Annotated in this window: 19 protein-coding genes; 12 read left to right on the top strand and 7 right to left on the bottom strand. The window is 56.4% G+C overall.

The genetic code is table 11. From position 1 onward, the window contains the following. The first annotated feature begins 26 nt into the window (after positions 1–26). The 6 genes from folE2 to dnaB all read left to right on the top strand — a co-directional run bounded on the left by folE2 (position 27) and on the right by dnaB (position 4345). Entirely contained in the window at positions 27–824 is a 798-nt protein-coding gene (gene folE2, locus INT32_RS09665) for a GTP cyclohydrolase FolE2 (RefSeq protein WP_193088531.1), read from the top strand. A gap of 385 nt (positions 825–1209) precedes the next feature. Next, the gene (gene rpsF / locus INT32_RS09660) at positions 1210–1590 is read left to right on the top strand and encodes a 30S ribosomal protein S6 (RefSeq protein WP_193088530.1); all 381 of its coding nucleotides are present in this window, start codon (positions 1210–1212) and stop codon (positions 1588–1590) included. 24 nt (positions 1591–1614) lie between these two features. Then, positions 1615–1953, top strand: a complete 339-nt coding sequence (priB, locus tag INT32_RS09655; RefSeq protein WP_193088529.1) for a primosomal replication protein N — start codon at positions 1615–1617, stop codon at positions 1951–1953. A gap of 69 nt (positions 1954–2022) precedes the next feature. Then, positions 2023–2298 (top strand): 30S ribosomal protein S18, encoded by a 276-nt coding sequence (gene rpsR / locus INT32_RS09650; protein ID WP_193088528.1) that lies wholly within the window; start codon positions 2023–2025, stop codon positions 2296–2298. Positions 2299–2312: 14 nt separating this feature from the next. Further along, positions 2313–2768 (top strand): 50S ribosomal protein L9, encoded by a 456-nt coding sequence (rplI, locus tag INT32_RS09645; protein WP_193088527.1) that lies wholly within the window; start codon positions 2313–2315, stop codon positions 2766–2768. A gap of 194 nt (positions 2769–2962) precedes the next feature. Next, entirely contained in the window at positions 2963–4345 is a 1383-nt protein-coding gene (dnaB, locus tag INT32_RS09640; RefSeq protein ID WP_193088526.1) for a replicative DNA helicase, read from the top strand. A gap of 89 nt (positions 4346–4434) precedes the next feature. Here the strand turns inward: dnaB and INT32_RS09635 are convergent, their stop codons facing one another. From INT32_RS09635 to INT32_RS09620, 4 genes are all read right to left on the bottom strand, one after another. Further along, entirely contained in the window at positions 4435–5466 is a 1032-nt protein-coding gene (locus INT32_RS09635; protein WP_193088525.1) for a bile acid:sodium symporter family protein, read from the bottom strand. A gap of 369 nt (positions 5467–5835) precedes the next feature. Further along, positions 5836–7656, bottom strand: a complete 1821-nt coding sequence (locus INT32_RS09630) for a PhoH family protein (protein WP_193088524.1) — start codon at positions 7654–7656, stop codon at positions 5836–5838. 77 nt (positions 7657–7733) lie between these two features. Further along, entirely contained in the window at positions 7734–8219 is a 486-nt protein-coding gene (locus INT32_RS09625; protein ID WP_193088523.1) for a peroxiredoxin, read from the bottom strand. A gap of 1 nt (position 8220) precedes the next feature. Further along, positions 8221–8664 (bottom strand): MTH938/NDUFAF3 family protein, encoded by a 444-nt coding sequence (locus INT32_RS09620; protein WP_193088522.1) that lies wholly within the window; start codon positions 8662–8664, stop codon positions 8221–8223. Positions 8665–8986: 322 nt separating this feature from the next. On the opposite strand from INT32_RS09620, the gene alaC reads away from it, so the two are divergent. The 4 genes from alaC to INT32_RS09600 all read left to right on the top strand — a co-directional run bounded on the left by alaC (position 8987) and on the right by INT32_RS09600 (position 14602). After that, positions 8987–10177 (top strand): alanine transaminase, encoded by a 1191-nt coding sequence (gene alaC / locus INT32_RS09615; protein ID WP_193088521.1) that lies wholly within the window; start codon positions 8987–8989, stop codon positions 10175–10177. After that, on the top strand, positions 10174–11478 hold the full coding sequence (locus INT32_RS09610; protein ID WP_193088520.1) for a homoserine dehydrogenase: 1305 nt from the start codon (positions 10174–10176) through the stop codon (positions 11476–11478). Before alaC ends, INT32_RS09610 begins: the two co-directional genes overlap by 4 nt. Before the next feature lie 80 nt (positions 11479–11558). Further along, positions 11559–12992 (top strand): threonine synthase, encoded by a 1434-nt coding sequence (gene thrC, locus INT32_RS09605; RefSeq protein WP_193088519.1) that lies wholly within the window; start codon positions 11559–11561, stop codon positions 12990–12992. A gap of 380 nt (positions 12993–13372) precedes the next feature. Beyond that, the gene (locus INT32_RS09600; protein WP_193088518.1) at positions 13373–14602 is read left to right on the top strand and encodes an NnrS family protein; all 1230 of its coding nucleotides are present in this window, start codon (positions 13373–13375) and stop codon (positions 14600–14602) included. A gap of 139 nt (positions 14603–14741) precedes the next feature. Here the strand turns inward: INT32_RS09600 and INT32_RS09595 are convergent, their stop codons facing one another. The 3 genes from INT32_RS09595 to hpnC are packed head-to-tail and all read right to left on the bottom strand — an operon-like array spanning position 14742 to position 18007. Then, on the bottom strand, positions 14742–16307 hold the full coding sequence (locus INT32_RS09595; protein WP_193088517.1) for an FAD-dependent oxidoreductase: 1566 nt from the start codon (positions 16305–16307) through the stop codon (positions 14742–14744). Then, a complete protein-coding gene (gene hpnD / locus INT32_RS09590) occupies positions 16291–17172 on the bottom strand; it encodes a presqualene diphosphate synthase HpnD (RefSeq protein WP_193088516.1) in 882 nt (293 codons plus the stop codon). The genes INT32_RS09595 and hpnD overlap by 17 nt, the downstream gene beginning before the upstream one ends. After that, on the bottom strand, positions 17162–18007 hold the full coding sequence (gene hpnC, locus INT32_RS09585) for a squalene synthase HpnC (RefSeq protein ID WP_193088515.1): 846 nt from the start codon (positions 18005–18007) through the stop codon (positions 17162–17164). The genes hpnD and hpnC overlap by 11 nt, the downstream gene beginning before the upstream one ends. An 84-nt stretch (positions 18008–18091) precedes the next feature. On the opposite strand from hpnC, the gene alr reads away from it, so the two are divergent. Then, positions 18092–19267, top strand: coding sequence for an alanine racemase (alr, locus tag INT32_RS09580; protein ID WP_193088514.1), 1176 nt, complete (start codon positions 18092–18094; stop codon positions 19265–19267). Beyond that, positions 19257–19964 carry an SDR family oxidoreductase gene (locus tag INT32_RS09575; RefSeq protein WP_193088513.1) on the top strand — a complete coding sequence of 236 codons (708 nt, stop codon included), beginning with the start codon at positions 19257–19259 and terminating at the stop codon, positions 19962–19964. The genes alr and INT32_RS09575 overlap by 11 nt, the downstream gene beginning before the upstream one ends. Positions 19965–20072: the final 108 nt, after the last annotated feature.

Raw genomic sequence — 20072 nt, 5'->3', positions numbered from 1 at the left:
GATTAAATAAATTATAGAGCGAATAAATGAATTCTCAAATTGAACCGTCGGTGCTGATGCCCGATGTGCAAAGTACGTTGGACGAGCGGCATATCACCATACAGCGTGTGGGTATCCGGCAGGTCAAGCAGCCTATGTTGCTGCAACTGGCCGACGGCTCGGTGCAGGCAACCATTGCCGAATGGACGTTTACGGTGATGCTGCCGGCGCACGAAAAGGGCACGCATATGTCCCGTTTCATGGCGCTGCTCAACACCTGGCGCAATCGGCCCATGACAGCCGAAACATTTCGTGCCATGGCGCTCGAGATGCTGCCGCTGCTGCATGCCGAAAAGGGTGATATTACGGCAACCTTTCCTTATTTCATCAATAAGACGGCGCCGGTGTCCGGCGTGGAAAGCCTGATGGACTATCAGGTAACCTGGGTGGCCAAGGCGCAAGGGGAGCAGGCCGTGGTCGAGCAAACCGTGCTGGTGCCTGTCATGAGCCTATGCCCCTGCTCCAAGGCGATTTCCGAATACGGGGCGCATAACCAGCGCTCCCATGTCACGGTCAGTCTGATCGCCGAGCAGCACTATGAGCTGGACGATTTGATCCGGCGTATCGAGGCACAGGGCTCCTGCGAGCTGTGGGGGTTGCTCAAGCGGACCGATGAAAAATATGTGACCGAAAGGTCCTATGACAATCCGAAGTTCGTCGAAGACTTGGTGCGCGATGTCGCTGCGGTATTCCAGAAGCTGCCCGGCGTTGTCAGTTACAGGGTAGAAGCCGAGAATTTCGAGTCTATTCATAACCACAGTGCCTACGCAGTAGTAGAAGGCTAGCAGCGCAGCTTGCCCCTATCGGAGCGGCATTAGCGACATCCCGCCGCTGGTAGGCCGGGCGCAAACGCCGCTTTGAGAAAAAAACAGTGGTAAATCAGCATCTTGGCTCGTAAAAAAGATCACCGTCGGTGGTCTTTTTGATTTTTTCGTGTTATAGTCTACGGTTTCTTGCTCGCCCCGGTGCGGGGTTGCGCGTATCTTGCGGTCGTTGATTTGGTTATTTAGCCATTAAAACAATGACAATGCCGCCAGTATGCTAATTGCGCAACCAGTAGTGCCGGCGGGCTGCCCCCTGCGATTTGGTGTTCTGTCTTGCACTGGTTGTCATGTACAGCTGGCTGTCAATTCAAATGCCTTATTGCGGACATTCCACAAGGAGTTATCTATGCGTCACTACGAAGTAGTGTTTATTGTTCACCCGGATCAGAGCGAGCAGGTGCCCGCGATGATCGAACGTTACCAGGCAACGGTAACAGGCGACGGTGGTACCGTACACCGTCTTGAAGACTGGGGCCGCCGCCAATTGGCTTACCCTATCCAGAAACTGGTCAAAGCTCACTATGTCTGCATGAATATCGAATGCTCACAAGCTGCATTGGATGAGCTTGAGCATGCGTTCCGCTACAACGACGCCGTACTGCGTCACCTGGTTATCAAGGCCAGCAAGCCCCATACCGGTGCGTCGGTGATGATGAAATCTGTAGAGCGTGAAGAAGCCCGCAAGGCGACCACCGAGCAGACATCAGAACAGGAAAACGCGGGTTAATGGCGCATTGCGCCAGGCATCAATATGAACCAGCTTAGCCTGCAGGCCCGCATACTTGAAATGGGCGCCCTCAGGCATACACCGGCAGGAATGCCGGTGCTGGATCTGATCCTGACGCATGAGTCCGAAGTGATTGAAGCCGGTCTGCCGCGGCTCGTCCAGATGACGATTCCGGCCAAGGCCATCGGCCAATGGGGGCAGAAGCTCGCCTCATTGCCACTGGGAGCCGAAATGCGCGTACGCGGATTTTTGGCGCCTACAAGGAAAAATTCAAGCAGGCTGGTGTTGCATATCCAGCAGGTTCAATTTCCCGGCGAAGCAAACACAACGGACCCATCGCCATCACCAGGCATCCTGGCATAACGGAATGAGCGGTACGCTCACTATTGAAATTCAGAGGGCCAGACCCTCGCATACATAAAAGGCAATATCATGGCTTTCATGAAAAAAGGCAAGGATAAACGCAATAAGTTTCCTCAGCAAAATCCATTGTTCAAACGCCGCAAGTTCTGCCGCTTTACGGCAGCTGGCGTCGAAGAAATCGACTACAAAGATATCGATACCCTGCGTGATTTCATCACAGAAACAGGCAAAATCATTCCTGCACGTCTGACCGGCACCAAAGCGCACTATCAGCGCCAATTGGACACCGCAATCAAGCGCGCACGTTTTCTGGCTCTGTTGCCGTACACAGATAACCATAACTAATCAGGGAAACCATCATGCAAGTTATTCTTCTCGAGAAAATTGTCAATGTCGGCAACCTGGGTGAAGTGGTACGTGTGAAAGACGGCTATGCTCGCAACTTTCTGATTCCACAGAAAAAAGCCCGTCGTGCAACGCAAGCTGCAATCGCCGAATTTGAAGCCCGCCGCGCGGAGCTGGAAAAAGCCCAGGCTGAAAAACTGACTGCCGCCCAAGCCCAGGCTGAAAAGCTGAATGGCTACACATTGAAAATCGGCCAGAAAGCCGGTGTGGACGGTCGTCTGTTCGGTTCTGTTACCAATATGGACATCGCGGCCGGTCTGGTAGCTGCCGGTTTCCAAGGCGTCGAAAAAAACCAGATTCGCCTGGCTGACGGTGCCTTCAAAGCGGTTGGCGAATACCCCGTACAGGTCTATCTGCACGCTGATGTGGTGTCTGACATCACTGTCAATGTTGTGGGCGAAATGGCGTAATCCATTTGCCTTGATCGCTGTAGCAGTACACCAAAGAGCCGGTTGATCCGGCTCTTTGTTTTTACAGACTCCCTCACGCCAAGGTGGCGAACTGCGTATAATGACATCTTTGCCTGTGTCGTTTTGATCCTGTTTTGTTGCCACTTCTGCCAGCAACAGATCATCACGTTATCAATTTCCCGGTTTACCCTGCCATGAATGCTCCTGATCCTCAACTGGATTCCCTGCGCCTGCCACCTCATTCGGTTGAGGCGGAACAATCCGTGCTTGGCGGATTGCTCATAGACAATGCGCAACTGGAGAATATCAGCGGTCTGCTCAATGAAGATGATTTTTATCGTCATGATCACCGTCTGTTATTCCAACATATCTGTAAATTGATCAATCTGGACCGTCCGGCCGACGTCATTACCGTGCACGAATCGCTGGTGCTCGAGAGCAAGTCGGACGAGATCGGCGGATTGGCTTATCTGGATGCGCTGACGCGCAACACGCCGTCAGCGGCAAACATTATTCGCTATGCCGAAATTGTCCGCGAGCGGGCGATCCTGCGCAAGCTGGTGACGTTTGCCGACGAAATCGCGTCCGAGGCGCTCAATCCCCGGGGAAAGGAAGCGCGCCAGCTGCTTGACGAGGCCGAAACGCGTATCCTGCAAGTGTCCGAGGGCTCGTCTTCGGGCAGTGAATTCAAGGAAGTAGGCGATCTGCTGGTCGATGTCCTGAAGCGGATTGAAGAGCTGGGTGATGGCAATCACGGTGATGTCTCCGGCATTCCCACCGGCTTTGTTGACCTTGATCGCAAAACCACGGGTTTGCATCCGGGCCAACTGGTCATTGTGGCTGGTCGGCCGGCCATGGGTAAAACGTCGTTTTCCATGAATATTGCCGAACACGTAGCGATCGACGAAGGCTTGCCTGTTGCTGTCTTTTCCATGGAGATGGAAGCCACGCAACTGGCGGCCCGGATGATCGGCTCTATCGGCAAGCTGGATCAGCAGCGCATGCGTACCGGCAGGTTGCTGGATGAGGACTGGCCCAAGCTGACCCACGCCATGCAGCTATTGCAGGAAGCGCAAATCTACATTGACGAGAGTCCGGCATTAAGCCCGCTGGTGCTGCGTTCACGCGCGCGCCGGCTAAAGCGCAAGTGTGGCAAGCTGGGCCTGATTGTGGTCGACTATTTGCAGCTGATGTCGGGCAATGCCTTGTCCAAAAACGACAACCGGACTGCCGAAATTTCTGAAATCAGCCGTTCGCTCAAAACCCTGGCCAAGGAAATGGAATGTCCCGTTATTGCGCTGTCGCAGCTGAATCGGGGCCTGGAGCAACGCACCAACAAGCGGCCTATCATGAGTGACTTGCGTGAATCGGGCGCGATTGAGCAGGATGCCGACTTGATCCTGTTTATCTATCGCGATGAAGTGTATCACCCCGATAGTCAGGACAAAGGCTCTGCCGAAGTCATTATCGGCAAGCAGCGTGCGGGCCCCATTGGTACGGTCAGGCTGACGTTCGCTGGTGAATTTACCAAGTTTATGAATTACGCCGGCCCGGGCGACAGTTTTATCGCAGAATAAAAAAACAAAAGGGGCAGTGCCTGCGTGTTGCTGGCACTGCCCCTTTTTTCTGTGTTCTTTGCGCTATGCGCTTTGCCTCATGTTCTTTGTTATGTCGGTTTTTTGAGCAAGGTCTCGTCATCCTGGTCAACCGGGGTTTCTTGCGGTCGCTTGCCCAGCCTGGCGGCGATGACCGCGCATACCATGAGCTGGATCTGATGGAAGATCATCAGGGGCAGAATAATGGCGCCGACCGCCTGACCTGCAAACAGCACCTGCGCCATGGGAAGGCCGCTGGCCAGACTCTTTTTCGATCCACAAAATACAAGTGTGATACGGTCTTCGAGCGAAAAGCCCATCAGGCGACCGATCAGCGAAGTCAGAATCAGCACAATGGCCAGGAGCAGGACGCTGGCAAACACAACTGCAATCAGGGCACCTATCGGTGTTTCATGCCAGAGGCCTTCATTGACCGCCTCGGAAAATGCAACATAGACCACCAGCAGGATGGAGCCCTGATCCACAAACTTCATGAGGGAACCATGCCGGCCGATAAACCCCGAGGTCCACGGGCGGCTAAAGTGCCCCAGCGCAAAGGGAACCAGCAACTGCAGGGTAATGAGCCAAATGGCTTCCAGTGCCTGGTGTGAGTCTGCCGTTGCATTGCTATCGGCAATCAGCAAATTAACCAGCATGGGCGTGATGAAAATGCCCAGTATGCTGGACGAGGATGCGCTGCATACGGCCGCGGGAATATTGCCGCGGGCGATCGAGGTGAAGGCGATGGCCGATTGCACCGTGGCCGGCAGCACGCACAGATAGAGTACACCCTTGTACAGGTCCGGTGTCAGCATGGGTTCGAGCACCGGGCGCAGAACGACACCCAAGAGGGGAAACAGAATGAACGTGCAGGAAAAAATGACCAGATGCAGCCGCCAGTGTGTCGCGCCGGCAATGATCGCCTGGCGTGACAGGCGTGAGCCGTGCAGGAAGAACAGCAGTGCAATGGCCAGGTTGGTGACCAGCTCGGCGACGGGCATGCCCCGACCATGCGCGGGTAATACAGACGCAATAATAACCGCGACGATCAACAACAGGGTGAAACGGTCGATTTTCAGGAAACGAAGCAGGGACTGGGACATTGCGCGTATCTACGTTAAGGATTGAATGGTGCGGCTATTGTACTCAATCCTGCACCGGATTTACCTGGGGCCAAGCGCGTGGTGGCTGTAATTGCGCAGCATATCTTGTGGTCTTGTGGTGGCAAATGGCATGTGCCGGCGTCTGGCAATTGACTCGCAGGGCCTGGTCTGACTGGCTTGTGGGCCGATGCGATGGACCAGCGATGGGTGTCCTGACCGCGTGTGGCGCAAAGACATGGACATTAGGTAAAATCACCTTGAACCTGTGGTGATGTATTCTTTTTTCTAAAAACAAAAAAGGCCGGTGATCCGCTTCATTGAAGAGGGTGTCACCGGCCTTTGCCTTCCGATACGATTGGCCAACCAAGGCTACAGCGCATCTCCGGCATAGTCGGCCAGGCGCGAACGCTCGCCTTTTTGCAGCGTAATATGCCCGGAATGCGGCCAGCCCTTGAAGCGGTCGACGACATAGGTCAGGCCCGAACTGCCTTCGGTCAGGTAGGGCGTATCAATCTGTGCGATATTGCCAAGGCAAATGATCTTGGTGCCGGGGCCGGCCCGGGTGATCAGTGTTTTCATCTGCTTGGGCGTCAGGTTCTGCGCTTCATCGATAATCAGATACTTGTTCAGGAAAGTGCGCCCGCGCATGAAGTTGAGCGACTTGATCTTGATATGCGATTTGACCACTTCCTTGCTGGCGCTGCGATCCCATTCGCCGGACGAACCGTCATTCTTGGTGCCCGTATTGAGAAACTCCAGATTGTCTTCGAGCGCGCCCATCCAGGGTTGCATTTTTTCTTCTTCAGTACCCGGCAGAAACCCGATGTCTTCACCCACCGGCACGGTTACCCGGGTCATGATGATTTCGGTATAGCGCTTGGTTTCCAGCACCTGGGTCAGCCCGCAGGCAAGCGCCAGCAGGGTTTTGCCGGTACCTGCCTGGCCCAGCAGCGAGACAAAGTCAATATCCGGATTCATGAGCAGGTTGAGCGCGAAGTTCTGTTCGCGGTTGCGTGCGGTGACGCCCCACACATTGTTTTTCTTGTGGGTATAGTCTCGCAGGGTGGCCAGCACGGCTGTTTTCCCGTTGACTTCACGAACCTGGGCGTACAGCGGCGAGTCGCCTTCAAGATAAACGAACTGGTTGACCACGAAATCGGCGCACAGCGGTCCCTTGATCTTGTAGTAGGTTGTGCCGCCCTGAATCCAGGATTCGACATCCTTGCCATGTTTGGCCCAGAAATTGTTCGGCAGCAGCATGGCCCCGTCATACAGCAGGTCGGAGTCTTCCAGCGAATGATCATTGAGGTAGTCTTCGGCCTCCAGACCCAGCGCCCGCGCCTTCAAGCGCATATTGATGTCTTTGGAGACAAGCACGATCTGGCGTTGCGGCTGTTCACGATGCAGGGTTTGCACTACCCCCAGGATCATATTGTCGGCCTTGCCGTTGGGCAGGTCTACGGGAAGCCGGCCTTCCATATTCTGCGTCTGAAACAGCAGGCGGCCGGTTGCATCCTTGTTGCCCAGTGCGTCCAGCGGCATGCCCTTGAGGATATCTTCAGTCTCTGCCACCAGCGCATCCAGCGAGCGGCTGACCTGGCGTGCATTGCGTGCCACTTCGGTCATGCCTTTCTTGTGATGGTCCAGCTCTTCGAGCATCATCATGGGCAGGAAAATATCATGCTCTTCGAAGCGGAAGATCGATGTAGGGTCATGCAGCAGTACGTTGGTGTCCAGGACAAAGAGTTTGGACAAGCCGTTGCTGCCCGCCGTGTTTGCCGCCCGTACCGGTGCGCCGCGTGTGCTGCCCGATTTGCCCCCGGCAGGCGCGGTGCCGCTACCTGCGTCGGCGCGACGCGCGGTGGTGGTGCGCCGGCCTTTGGTATCGGCCTGCTCGCGCGCCTGCGGTGCGATTGTTGCCACCTTGGCGCCTCCTCTGGCCTGTGCCGGTTCTGTCATATCGGCTGGCACAGCGATGCCGGCCGATGCTGTATCAGCGACATCCGGCCGGGCGTAGTCGGTTGCATTGGCTGCGTCGACGCTTGCCACCGTGCCGGGTTGGTCCTGCTTCTGACGCTTGCGTCCACGGGGCGCCGCGGTCGCGGTATCTTCCTTGGAGGCTTTTGGAACCGGCATTCCCGTCATATCCAGGATGTCGGCAGGTTTGGCAGGCAGCTTTGGAAGTGGCATAGATAGTTTCTCACATGGCTGTTGTTCCATGGGCGGTTGCACCATGGAAAAGGGTACCCGTCAGGGCCCGGGTGGGACTAATCCTGTTGCGCGGCATTCAGGTCGCGCACTGCTTCAAGGACGGCATCAACATGGCCAGGCACTTTCACTTTTCGCCACTCCTGCACAAGCTTGCCCGTGCCATCGATCAGAAAGGTGCTGCGTTCAATTCCGCGTACCTGTTTGCCGTACATGTTCTTCATCTTGATAACGTCGTATTGTGTACACAATGTTTCGTCGGGGTCGGACAACAGGGCAAAGGTCACATTTTGCTTGGTGGCAAAATTTTCGTGGCTTTTAAGCGAATCGCGCGAGGCGCCCAGTATGACGGTGTTCTCGTTTTCGAAATCGCTCAGCGCATCCCGGAATCCCTGGGTTTCGGTCGTGCATCCGGGGGTGTTGTCCTTGGGATAAAAATACAGCACGACGTTTTTGCCTTTCAGTGCGGCCAGGGTGACCGGACCAAGCTGGCTCTCGGCCTTGAATGCCGGCGCTTTCTTGCCGATGGTGGGGGGACTGGTCATTTTATTCTCCTTCGCTGAGCATGAGCGCGACAGCAACATTGCGGCCTTCAGCCATCAGTACATTATAGGTGCGAGCAGCCGCCTTCGAATCCATGGCTTCAATGCCCACGCGCGCGGCCAGCAGGGGCGCAGTCACTGCTGCAGGCAGAAAATGCTGGCGCGAACCGGTGCCCACGAGCAAAATTTCAGGCGTGTTCTCAAATTTGGTGGCAGGGGCGTCGTCAAGAAAATCGATGGGGTTGCCTTCAACCTTACGGATGTCCGCAGCCAGAATCAGCTGATCTGTTGTAATGTCGCTGACAGCGGTCACGTTCCACGGGCGCACAGTACCTTCGGGGCGAAACGCAATGGCATGGGTATATTCGACTTCATTGACTTCGATGAAGTGGTCCCCATAGCGGGTGACCGTATTTAATGCGGTTGGCTGTTCTCTTTTCAGTTCCACAAAGACTCCTTGTGCGTTTATCTTATTCTAACTGTATTTCATATATGTGATAGTGGTCCTGCGATATTTTGCGCTACGTGGGCGCAGCAGATCGCACGGCTGTGATACCGGACCAGAAATGCCGGATGCGCTTGCGGCGTCGCTGCCTGGGGGCAGTCGCCGGTTTGGCAATGTCCGGATCTCATCTTTTTTTGTACTGCAATGACACGGCCATTGCAAATTTTTTTTGTGCATAGGCAAAATCGTTTGCCGTACGGTCTTATATAGGCTAGATTTACTGGTTTCACCCTAATTTTGTTCCTTCACTTATTCCAGGTCCGTCATGAGAAACTTCCCACGTATAGAAAGGCTCCCTCCTTATGTGTTCAACATTACCGGCGAGCTGAAAATGGCGGCGCGTCGACGTGGCGAGGACATCATCGACATGTCAATGGGTAATCCGGATGGACCGACGCCCAAGCATATCGTTGACAAAATGGTAGAGGCGACGATCCGTCCCGATACTCATGGTTATTCGGTATCCAAAGGCATTCCGCGCCTGCGCAAGGCGATTGCAGACTGGTATTCACGCCGTTATAACGTTATTCTGGACCCGGACCGGGAAGCCATTGTGACTATCGGATCCAAGGAAGGGCTGGCTCACCTGATGCTGGCCACGCTCGACAAGGGCGATACCGTGCTTGTGCCCAATCCCAGCTATCCCATCCATATATACGGTGCGGTCATAGCCGGCGCCAATATCCGCTCCATACCCATGAAAAAAGGGCTGGATTTCTTCGAGGAAATCGAGCGGGCAGTGCGCGAGTCCATTCCCAAGCCGAAAATGATTATTCTGGGTTTTCCCAGCAATCCCACGGCGCAATGCGTTGATTTACCGTTTTTCGAGCGGGTGATCAAGCTGGCCAAAGAGCATGATATTCTGGTCGTGCACGATCTGGCCTATGCCGACATCACCTTTGATGGCTACCAGCCGCCGTCCATCATGCAGGTGCCTGGCGCCAAGGATGTGGCTGTTGAATTTTTTACCATGAGTAAAAGCTACAATATGGCTGGCTGGCGGGTCGGTTTCATGGTGGGCAATGCCGAGCTGGTCAATGCGCTGGCTCGCATGAAAAGCTACCACGATTATGGGACATTCACGCCTATCCAGGTCGCATCCATTGCTGCCCTGGAAGGCCCGCAGGAATGCGTCGCCGAAGTGGTTGCGCACTATAAGAATCGCCGCGACGTGCTGGTCAAGGGGCTGCACGAAGTCGGCTGGATGGTTGAGATTCCCAAGGCGGCGATGTACATCTGGGCCGAAATTCCCGAGCCCTACAAGGCAATGGGATCACTGGAATTTTCCAAAAAACTGCTGGCCGATGCCAAGCTGGCTGTATCGCCGGGTATCGGTTTTGGCGATCTGGGCGACGATCACGTGCGTTTTGCCATGATCGAGAACGAACAACGTACGCGCCAGGCAATCAGAGGAATTAAAGAAATGTTCAAAAAAGACGGGTTTCTGAAAAAATGAATCCAATGAAGGTAGGTTTATTAGGTTTTGGGGTTGTAGGCAGTGGCACCTACGCGGTGTTGACGCGCAATGCAGAGGAAATATCACGGCGCGCCGGACGCCAGATTGTGGTGTCCAAAGTGGCCACGCGTACACCGGCCAAAGCGGTGGCCGTATTCGGTGATAAAGTGCCGGTCAGCAATGATATGGCTGGCCTGGTGGACGATCCTGAGGTGGATATTGTCGTCGAACTCATTGGCGGCACCACGCTCGCCCGTGAACTGGTGCTGACCGCGATTGAAAACGGCAAGCATGTGGTGACGGCCAATAAGGCATTGCTCGCCCTGCACGGTAATGAAATATTTGCCCTGGCCAGCAAGAAAGGCGTCATGGTGGCGTTCGAGGCCGCGGTCGCTGGCGGAATCCCGATTATCAAGGCGATTCGCGAAGGCCTGACGGCCAACCGTATCCAGTGGCTGGCCGGTATTATCAACGGCACCACGAATTTCATTCTGTCGCAAATGCGCGAGCACGGTCTGCCTTACGAGACCGCGCTGGCGCAGGCCCAGCAACTGGGCTATGCCGAGGCTGATCCGGCGGGCGACGTTCAGGGAATCGACGCGGCGCATAAACTGACGCTGATGGCATCCCTGGCCTTTGGCATTCCCATTCAGTTCAGCAAGGCGCATATCGAAGGCATTGCCGATCTGGATCAACAGGATATTGTCTATGCGGAACGGTTGGGTTATCGCATCAAGCTGCTGGGCATCACGCGACGTCGCGATCAGGGTATCGAGCTGCGGGTGCACCCGGCTCTGGTGCCGACCAAGCGGCTGATCGCCAATGTAGAAGGTGCCATGAACGCAGTGGTTGTCAATGGCGATGCGGTGGGTGACACGCTGTATTATGGTCCCGGTGCGGGCTCCGAAGCCACGGCCTCGGCTGTGGTGGCCGATCTGGTCGATGTGACCCGCTTGCATACGTCCGACCCCGGCAATCGTGTGCCTCATCTGGCCTTTCAGCCAAGCGCGCTGTCAGACACGCCTATTCTGAATATGGAAGACGTGCGCACCTGCTACTATTTGCGTCTGTCGGTGGAAGATCGTTCTGGCGTGCTTGCCGACTTGACCCGGATCCTGGCGGATCATCAGATTTCCATCAATTCCATGATGCAGGAACAGGATGGCGAAAACCGCGCCATCATTATTTTCCTGACACACCAGGCCAGGGAAGGCGACGTCAATACGGCGATCAAGACCATTGAAGCCATGCCTTTCGTGCATTCGTCCATTACGCGTATCCGCCTGGAACATCTGGACTGACTGATCTGACCGGCACGACCCCAGCAGCAGGGGCGTGTCTTCTTGTTTCTGGTATTTGATGCCGGAATAACGGAGCAATAATGAAATACATTTCAACCCGTGGCGGCATGAGCCCGGTTGCATTTTCCGAAATCCTTCTCGAAGGACTGGCTCGCGATGGGGGCCTTGCGGTACCCGAGAGCATTCCTTCGGTTAGTGCCAAGCAGCTCGAACTGTGGCGTTCGCTGTCCTATGCTGAACTGGCCACGGAAATATTGAGCCTGTACATTGACGATATTTCGCGCACCGATCTGGAGCGCATCTGCAAGGCAGCCTATAACGAATCGGTTTTCTCCGGCAGCGAGATTGTGCCGCTTAAGCCTTTGGACAAGTCAATGACACTGGTGGGCTTGTCCGAAGGACCCACGCTGGCGTTCAAGGACCTGGCAATGCAGTTTCTGGGACAGGTTTTCGAATTTGTGCTGGCGCGCGAAGGCCGCAAGCTGAACATTCTGGGAGCCACCTCGGGCGACACAGGTTCTGCGGCGGAATACGCCATGCGCGGCAAGCTGGGCGTTTCTGTCTTCATGCTGTCGCCGCATGGCCGCATGAGCGCCTTCCAGCGTGCCCAGATGTATTCGCTGATGGACGAGAATATTCATAATATCTCGGTCAAAGGCGTATTTGATGACTGCCAGGATATAGTCAAGGCATTGGCCGGTGATGTTTCGTTCAAGACCAATTACCACCTGGGTGCGGTCAATTCCATCAACTGGGCGCGTATCTGCGCGCAGATTGTGTATTACTTCTGGGCGTGGCTGCGCAGTACCGATGAGGCGGTCAGCGCCGGCACCGACGTGTCCGGCCAGAAGGTATCGTTCACGGTGCCATCGGGCAATTTCGGTAATATTTTATCCGGTCATTTCGCCCGCCGGATGGGGCTTCCGATTCATCGCCTGGTTTTGGCAACCAACGAGAACAATGTGCTGGAAGAGTTCTTCCGTACGGGTGTTTATCGTCCGCGCGTCAGCGCCGAAACCCTTGCCACGTCCAGCCCGTCCATGGATATTTCCAAGGCTTCCAATTTCGAGCGCTTTGTATTCGACCTGCTGGGTCGCGATGCCAAGCGACTGGCGGCAACCTGGAAAAAGCTGGAGCAGGAAGGGGTATTTGACCTGTCTGCAGAAAAAGCGCGCTTTACCGAAGAGTTTGGTTTCGTCGGCGGCAGCAGCACGCACGCGGATCGCCTGGATACAATTCGCCGGGTGCAAGAGCAAGCAGGCATTCTGATTGACCCGCATACGGCCGATGGCGTAAAGGTTGCCCAGGCATTCGTCGAAGAGGGCATCCCGATGCTGGTTCTGGAAACGGCATTGCCCGCCAAGTTTGGCGAGACCATTCTGGAGGCAACTGGCCAGCAGGCGCCCGTTCCAGACCATCTGAAGTCGCTGGCCGATCTGCCGCAGAAAGTGGTCATTATGGATAATGATATGGAAGCCATACGTGACTACATCAAGGCGCGGGCACTGATCTGATCAGGCATGGGCGAGGCTGGTGACAATTGAATTTATAGCAATTGAAATATAATCATCCTAGTTGCAAAACAAAAAGTCGATCCGGTGGATCGACTTTTTTTTGGACCTTGGCAGGCGAGGGTCTGTGTACGAAACGACCTGCGACGGTAGTGTGTGGTGGTGGCAAAAATTGCGTGCACCGCGACCCTGCATTGTCGTTCGCATTTGAATACAAAGGCTGGGGTCGCATACTGGTTCGCGGCCGGCCCACGGTGGCCTTGGGCGACGTATCTGCGTTGCGCGCCTGACTTGGAACAGACACAGGCGGGTGAGTAAATCGGTCTTTTTATAAAATATGTATATAATATACATATTATTTGCTCTGACCGGCACGATTTATCATGCAAGCATCCACTCCTGCGCAATCGCGTTTTTCCCTTTCCGCATTCCTGTCTCTCGGGTTTCGTCCTTTGTATATATGCGGCGCTGCCTGGGCGCTTATTTCAATTGCCATCTGGGTTTTTACGCCGCAATTGTTGACAGGACAATTGAGTGGCGTTTGGTGGCATGCGCATGAGATGCTGTGGGGCTTTGTCGCCACGATTGCGGTTGGTTTCCTGACCACGGCCAGCGCCACCTGGACGGGCAATAATCCTCTGAAGGGGGCGGCGTTAGGCATGCTGGCGCTATGCTGGCTGGTGGCGCGGCTGGCATTTTTAATACCGGGGCAGGCAGCATTCGTGCTGGGCGCAGTGAGCGATACGCTGTTTTATCTGATTGCGGCGGTGGCGCTCTGGCGGGTGATTTTCAAAGCCAGGAATAAACGCAACTACATCCTGCCATGGGCCGTGCTGGTGCTGGGGCTGACCAACGTATTGTACTTGGTGGCAGTTGCGCAGGGCAGGGCAATGCTGCTGACCGAGGTGTTGCGCGTTGGCATTCTTTGCATGGTATTTATTACCTTGCTCATCGCGCGGCGGGTTATCCCGTTTTTTGCCACCCGGGCCATTACCGGTCTGAAGATTCCTGCACATGAGCGCTCCGGTCTGGTGCAGCTTGTTGCCTGCGCTGTGGCCATGCTAGCTGTCGTCCTGCAACAGGACTATGCGCTGGCTATGGGAGCGGCGGTTGCGGGCGCCGTTGCCCTGTATCAGCTCGTCCAATGGAAGCCGCTAGCCGTGGTCCGCGTGCCGTTGTTGTGGGTGCTGTACCTTGCGTGGTTTTTCCTGGGCATCGGCCTGCTGCTGGCCGCCGGCTATTTCATTGGGTGGCGTCCTTTGTTGCTGGCGCGACAGGCGGCGTACGTGCATGTCATTGCCATGGGAGGCTTCTCCATCATGATCATTGGCATGATAACGCGCACGGCGCTGGGGCATACGGGTCGCGCACTGAAGGCAGACCGCTTGATGGTCAGCAGTTATATTCTGGTTTTCATCGCGACCGTGACGCGTCTGATTGCATTGATGATTCCCGTGGTCAGCGTGCCGATGCTACATCTGTCGGCGGCGGCATGGATTGTTGCGTTCGGCCTGTACCTTTATCGTTTCGTGCCTTTGCTTGTGGCACCCAGACCTGCGGCGGGCAATACGATGCCAGCCGGGGTGATTCGGCCGCAAGAAACCAAATCATAAGACGTCCCATAGGTTTCTCATCGGTCTACAAGCGGCTCCAGAAGCGATAGCAGTCAGGGTCTGTCAGCGTCCATACCATGAAGCGACCGCCGAAATCAGCGCAGTGAGCCTGAACGGGTTGCACTCGTGCTTCTGCTGGTCAATACGCCTGGGCTGCCTGGGCTGCAGCAAGCCCACTCATGACAGCGCCCTCGAGTACGCCCGGGTAGCCGGTGTTGGTCCAGTCGCCGGCCAGGAACAGGCCAGGCCAGGGCGTCACGCAATCGGGCCGGGCCAGCCCGGGGGTGGCTGCAAACGTCGCTCTCTTTTCCATGATCAGTTCGAAACCGAGGACTTGCGGCAGCGTTACGCCGGTGGGCAACTGGTCGCGAACCTGGGACAGTATCGCATTGGCAATATTGTCCCGGCCAGTGCCGATCAGATGGTCTGCATGGCTGATTACAATTGAAATTGCATGTGAAAAGCGGTCATTGGCAGCGCCTGGTGTTGTCGCGTTGGCAGAGGCGGTGTCGACAGATCCGATGGCTGCATCGGGATGCATGAAGCGGCTGCGATTGAACAGCCACTGCCCGTCGTGCCCGGCCTGGCGATTTTCCTTTAGCATATACATGCAGCCGGGCAAGGGAAAGGCGCGCTCCAGAAACACAGTCAATGTGGCAATCGCATGGTATTGGAAGGCATTCAACTGGTCGAGCAGCGCAGATTTTTCTGCCAACGCTGCCTGGCGCTGGTCATTGATGTCGGGCTGCGCATGATCGTCTGTTATCGGTGCGCCGTTCAGGTTGTCCGCCTGATTGGGCATGAGTCGGGACAGTAGGCGATGGCACATGCGCGCCGGTGCGGCCAGGATCACGGCATCGAAAACGGCGTCGCCTTGCTCGGCGTGATCATGCCCGGCAGCACGGTTATCCGGCGCCTGGCGCGGCTGCCTGGGCGGCCAGCTGCCCGTGCCCGTATGTAGTCGATAGCCGCCGGGCGCGGCGCTCAAGCCATGCACCGGCATGTTGGCATGAATTGTCAGTTGTGGCGCAAGCACTTCAGGCCACAGGGCACTCAGATCGACGCGCGGCAGGATCAGGTCGCTGGCATCAGCACCGGCCGCCAGGCTATCCCTGAGCACGACGGCAAACAGCGCCATTGACGCATCGCCAATCGGCGTATTGAGCGTGGCAATGCACAAGGGTTCCCAGAAAAGACGGATCAGCGCAGTCGGCTGGCGCTGTTTTTGCAGCCAGGCGAGGACGGCGGTATCGGGCGCCACATGCCACCCAGTCAATTGCAGTTTCAATAGCGTTCGGAACAGGACGTATTTGTGGCCAGCGCTCAGGCCTTTCATGCGAAGCAGCGCCAGGGGCAATCGGAGTGGTCCTGGATGGGCCGTATTGACCGACAGGTGCAACGCGCCGTCCAGCGAGGTCAGTTGCAGGGGCAGACGCAGCAGGGCATGGTCGTTGTCGACGCCAATCTCTTGCATAAGCTCAAGAATGTGGCGGTAGGCGCCCAGCATCAGGTGCTGGCCATTGTCGAGCACCAGACCGCGGCGCGCAATCACTGCCTTGCGGGCGCGCCCGCCAAGTACCGGTGATTGCTCGAATACCTCGGTGTGCCATCCGGCCCGTTTGAGTGTGAAGGCGGCGGCCAGGCCCGCCCAGCCTGCACCCACGACGGCAATGCGCGGCCGGGAGTGGTCAGCGTTGAGGGACATCCAGCTTTCGCATTTTACGGATGAATCCCTTGCCGCCGCCCACCCAGATTTTCCAGGCGATCATCAGTTTGCGCAGGGGGGTCAGGGAAATGTGGCTGGTCAGCACCGGCCAGCCGTCCTTTTCAATTTCACACAGCAGGGTGTAGTAGATTGCAGCCATCATTAGTCCGGGGCGCTGGGCCCGGCGGTCCTGCTCGTGCAGCAGTTGAACGGCTTCCTGGTACAGCTGGCGCGCGCGGGCCGTCTGAAATGCCATCAGTGCGCGAAAGTCGTCGGTCTCCCGGTTGTTCAGGATATCGGCTGCCTTGACATTATGTTTTTGCAGGTCATCAATCGGCAGATAGATCCGTCCGCGCCGGGCGTCATCGCCCACATCGCGAATGATGTTGGTCATTTGCAATGCCAGGCCGAGCTTTTCGGCGTAGGCCAGGGTCTCGCCGTTCTGGTAGGTAAAAATCTGTGCCGACAGCTGACCCACCACGCCAGCCACATGCCAGCAATACTTGCGCAGGCCCGGCCAGTCCATGTAACGGGTCTGGTCCAGATCCATTTGCATGCCGTCGATAATGGCCTGGAACTGTTCTTCGCGCAGCCCGAATGGGCTCAGGTGCGGTTGCAACGCCTGCGCCACCGGGTGTTCGGCCCGACCCTCGAACAAACTGTTTATTTCCTTGCCCCACCAGGCCAGCTTGATGCGGGCAACAGAGGGATCGGTGCATTCATCGACAACATCGTCCACCTCCCGGCAGAACGCATACACGGCCGTGATGGCCCGGCGCTGCTGTGCAGGAAGAAACAGAAAGGCGTAGTAAAAGCTCGAGCCGCTACGCGCCGCTTTCTCTTGGCAATATTGGTCAGGTGTCATAATAATTATTTCGTACGCTGCGCCACGCAATCAGGGCCCAGTCTTTTTTATTCAGTGTTGGTCGGTGGTCAAAGACGTCGCCCGCAACGGCGTCAATTTTTTCCAGTATGCGCATGCCACCCTGGACGATCATACGCAGCTCCAGGCCTGGCCGGCCATGCAGTCGTGAACACAGCGGCGCACCGGCAAGCAGTATTTTACGTGCAAACGCGGTGTTTTCCTGCATTAACTGCGGCCAGCGCCGATTCAGTTGCCGCTTATCAAGGTCCGCATGAGTCATGCCGTGGGCTGCCAGCCTTTCGGCCGGCAGATAATAGCGATGGCGTTGTGTATCGATCGCAATATCCTGCCAGAAGTTAATCAGTTGCAGGGCGCTACAGATATGATCCGATTGCAGCAGCGACGCCTGGTCTGTCACGCGGTACAGATGCAGCAGCAACCGACCTACCGGATTGGCAGAGTAGTGGCAGTAATCGAGCAGGTCCGTGTCGTTCTGAAACGGCCGGTGCCGCACGTCCTGACGGAAAGCGACCAGCAGATCGCGCAGGGGCGTGACCGGCAACTGGTGCTGGTGCATTTCGCGTTGCAGGGCAAGAAAAAGGGACTGGGGCACGTTTTCAAAATGCGTGACTGAAAAATGTCTGGCCTGCATCTGAACCACGGCCTGGTCAAAGGCATCGAGCTGGGCCAGACGGTCCTGGGCGCTGGCCTGACCCTCGTCGGCAATATCGTCGGCGCGTCGGGCAAAGGCATAAATGGCCGTTACCGCAGATCGCAGGCGCCGGGGCAGCAGTATGGATGCTACAGGGAAATTCTCATAATGATCGACGGACATGAATACGCGCTAATGTGGTGATGCAATGATTATAATTTACGCTGATCATTCAAGTACGATGAAATTGACTAGTGGAGCCACACCATGCCGCGTCCCATCCGGGCAGTGATATCACAGCAGGCCATGTCACACAATCTGAGCGTTATCCGGCAGTACCTTGACAATGCCCGGCAAGCCCCGGCAACCACTACGGACGGTGTGCAACCGGCGCTGAGGGGCGCGACGCATATCTGGGCCGTTATCAAGGCCAATGCCTATGGCCACGGGCTGGAAACGGCCATTGGCGGTTTTGCGCAGGCCGACGGGCTGGCGATGCTGGATCTGCAGGAAACGGTACGCGCCCGCGAGGCCGGCTGGCAGGGGCCGCTACTTATGCTCGAAGGGTTTTTCGAGACGCGCGACCTGCCGGAACTGCAGAAGAACCGGGTGGTCAGCACCATTCACCATCCTGAGCAGATCCGCATGCTGCAGGCCAGCACCCTGGCTGCGCCACTGGACGTTTTGCTGAAAATCAATACAGGCATGAATCGGCTGGGCTTTGCGCCACAGCAGTTTGATCGAGTGCATCAGGATCTGCTGGCCTTGCAGCAGCAGGGCAAGGTGGGGCGTATCGGTTTCATGACGCATTTTGCCGATGCCGACGGCGCACAGGGTGCGGTCGATGTGCCGGCAACGGTCTTTCACGATACGGTAGGCCATTGCCAAGGCAGCATCAGTCTGTGCAACTCGGCCGCTGTGTTGCGGTATCCACAGCTTGCTGTCAGCGCCGCAGACAACTGGGTCCGTCCCGGCATCTGCCTTTATGGCTCTTCGCCTTTTGCCAATACCACCGGCGAAGAGTTCGGACTGCATCAGACCATGACGCTGCAGGCGCGTTTGCTTTCCATCCAGCAGGTCAAGCAGGGGCAGAGCGTGGGTTACGGGTCAACCTATACCGCTACGCGCGATATGCGCGTTGGCGTGGTGGCCTGCGGCTATGCCGATGGCTATCCGCGCAGCGCACCGTCGGGTACGCCGGCATGGGTCAACGGCGTCGCAACCCAACTGGCGGGGCGCGTGTCAATGGATATGCTCACCGTCGATCTGGATCCGATACCCGATGCGACCGTGGGTGACTGGGTAACCCTCTGGGGCAATAAGGGCCCGCATATCGATGAGGTTGCCGCCGCCGCGGGTACAATTGCCTACGAACTGCTATGCGCATTGGCGCAACGCGTTCCGGTCCATGTTCAATACTCAGGAGAATCCGTTGAAAAATAAGTGCGTTCTTGTAACTGGTGCCACCAAGGGTATCGGCTGGGCCATTACCCGTCGTCTGAGCGATGCCGGCGCCCATGTTGTGGGTATTGCCCGACAGGTCAGTGATATTGATTTCCCGGGTTTTCTGTATCAATGCGATCTGAACGACGCCGGCCATACCGAAGAAATGCTGCGCATGATACGTGAGAAATACCCGGTAGATGCGGTGGTCAACAACGCGGGCATCGTGCTGGCGGAAAACCTGGGCGAAGTCAATTTGTCTTCGCTGTATCAGTCCTATGATGTCAATTTGCGTGCGGCTGTACAGGTGACGCAGGCGTTTGTCGAGTCAATGAAAGTACGACGCGAGGGGCGGATTGTCAATATTGCCAGTCTTGCGGCAGGCGGCAAGGCCGGGCGCACCAGCTATTCGGCCTCGAAGGCGGCCTTGATCGGCTGTACCAAAACCTGGGCGCTGGAATTGGCTGAATATGGCATCACCGTCAATGCCGTCTCGCCCGGTCCCATTGAAACTGAATTTTTCCGCAAGGGGCAGCCGACCGGCAGCGAAGAAGAAAAACAACTGCTCACGCGCGTGCCCATGAAGCGCCTTGGACGTCCGGAAGAAGTTGCGGCCGCCGTGGCCTTTTTGCTCTCCGACGAAGCGGCCTATATTACCGGCCAGAATCTGGGCGTAGACGGCGGCGCATCCCTATAGGGGCCTTCCTGAGCTTGCATTGCGGCCTTGTCAGGAGCGCCGGTTACGGCGTTCCTCATCAATGGCGGCGTTGGGGCTTTTTTCAAGGATTCTGGCTAAAGACCTCGG

It is taken from the genome of Advenella sp. FME57, assembly GCF_014897675.1.
Lineage (GTDB): Bacteria > Pseudomonadota > Gammaproteobacteria > Burkholderiales > Burkholderiaceae_B > Advenella.
Note: the sequence above shows the minus strand (reverse complement) of the source record. Positions and strands in the feature narration are given on the sequence as shown.

Bases quoted from the DNA above. Each gene is read 5' to 3' on its own strand.
- alaC (WP_193088521.1), top strand. From the start codon at position 8,987: ATGAGAAACTTCCCACGTATAGAAAGGCTCCCTCCTTATGTGTTCAAC.
- priB (WP_193088529.1), top strand. From the start codon at position 1,615: ATGAACCAGCTTAGCCTGCAGGCCCGCATACTTGAAATGGGCGCCCTC.
- INT32_RS09635 (WP_193088525.1), bottom strand. From the start codon at position 5,466: ATGTCCCAGTCCCTGCTTCGTTTCCTGAAAATCGACCGTTTCACCCTG.
- folE2 (WP_193088531.1), top strand. From the start codon at position 27: ATGAATTCTCAAATTGAACCGTCGGTGCTGATGCCCGATGTGCAAAGT.
- hpnD (WP_193088516.1), bottom strand. From the start codon at position 17,172: ATGACACCTGACCAATATTGCCAAGAGAAAGCGGCGCGTAGCGGCTCG.
- dnaB (WP_193088526.1), top strand. From the start codon at position 2,963: ATGAATGCTCCTGATCCTCAACTGGATTCCCTGCGCCTGCCACCTCAT.
- alr (WP_193088514.1), top strand. From the start codon at position 18,092: ATGCCGCGTCCCATCCGGGCAGTGATATCACAGCAGGCCATGTCACAC.
- rplI (WP_193088527.1), top strand. From the start codon at position 2,313: ATGCAAGTTATTCTTCTCGAGAAAATTGTCAATGTCGGCAACCTGGGT.
- INT32_RS09595 (WP_193088517.1), bottom strand. From the start codon at position 16,307: ATGTCCCTCAACGCTGACCACTCCCGGCCGCGCATTGCCGTCGTGGGT.
- INT32_RS09610 (WP_193088520.1), top strand. From the start codon at position 10,174: ATGAATCCAATGAAGGTAGGTTTATTAGGTTTTGGGGTTGTAGGCAGT.
- rpsR (WP_193088528.1), top strand. From the start codon at position 2,023: ATGGCTTTCATGAAAAAAGGCAAGGATAAACGCAATAAGTTTCCTCAG.
- INT32_RS09600 (WP_193088518.1), top strand. From the start codon at position 13,373: ATGCAAGCATCCACTCCTGCGCAATCGCGTTTTTCCCTTTCCGCATTC.
- INT32_RS09625 (WP_193088523.1), bottom strand. From the start codon at position 8,219: ATGACCAGTCCCCCCACCATCGGCAAGAAAGCGCCGGCATTCAAGGCC.
- hpnC (WP_193088515.1), bottom strand. From the start codon at position 18,007: ATGTCCGTCGATCATTATGAGAATTTCCCTGTAGCATCCATACTGCTG.
- thrC (WP_193088519.1), top strand. From the start codon at position 11,559: ATGAAATACATTTCAACCCGTGGCGGCATGAGCCCGGTTGCATTTTCC.
- INT32_RS09630 (WP_193088524.1), bottom strand. From the start codon at position 7,656: ATGCCACTTCCAAAGCTGCCTGCCAAACCTGCCGACATCCTGGATATG.
- rpsF (WP_193088530.1), top strand. From the start codon at position 1,210: ATGCGTCACTACGAAGTAGTGTTTATTGTTCACCCGGATCAGAGCGAG.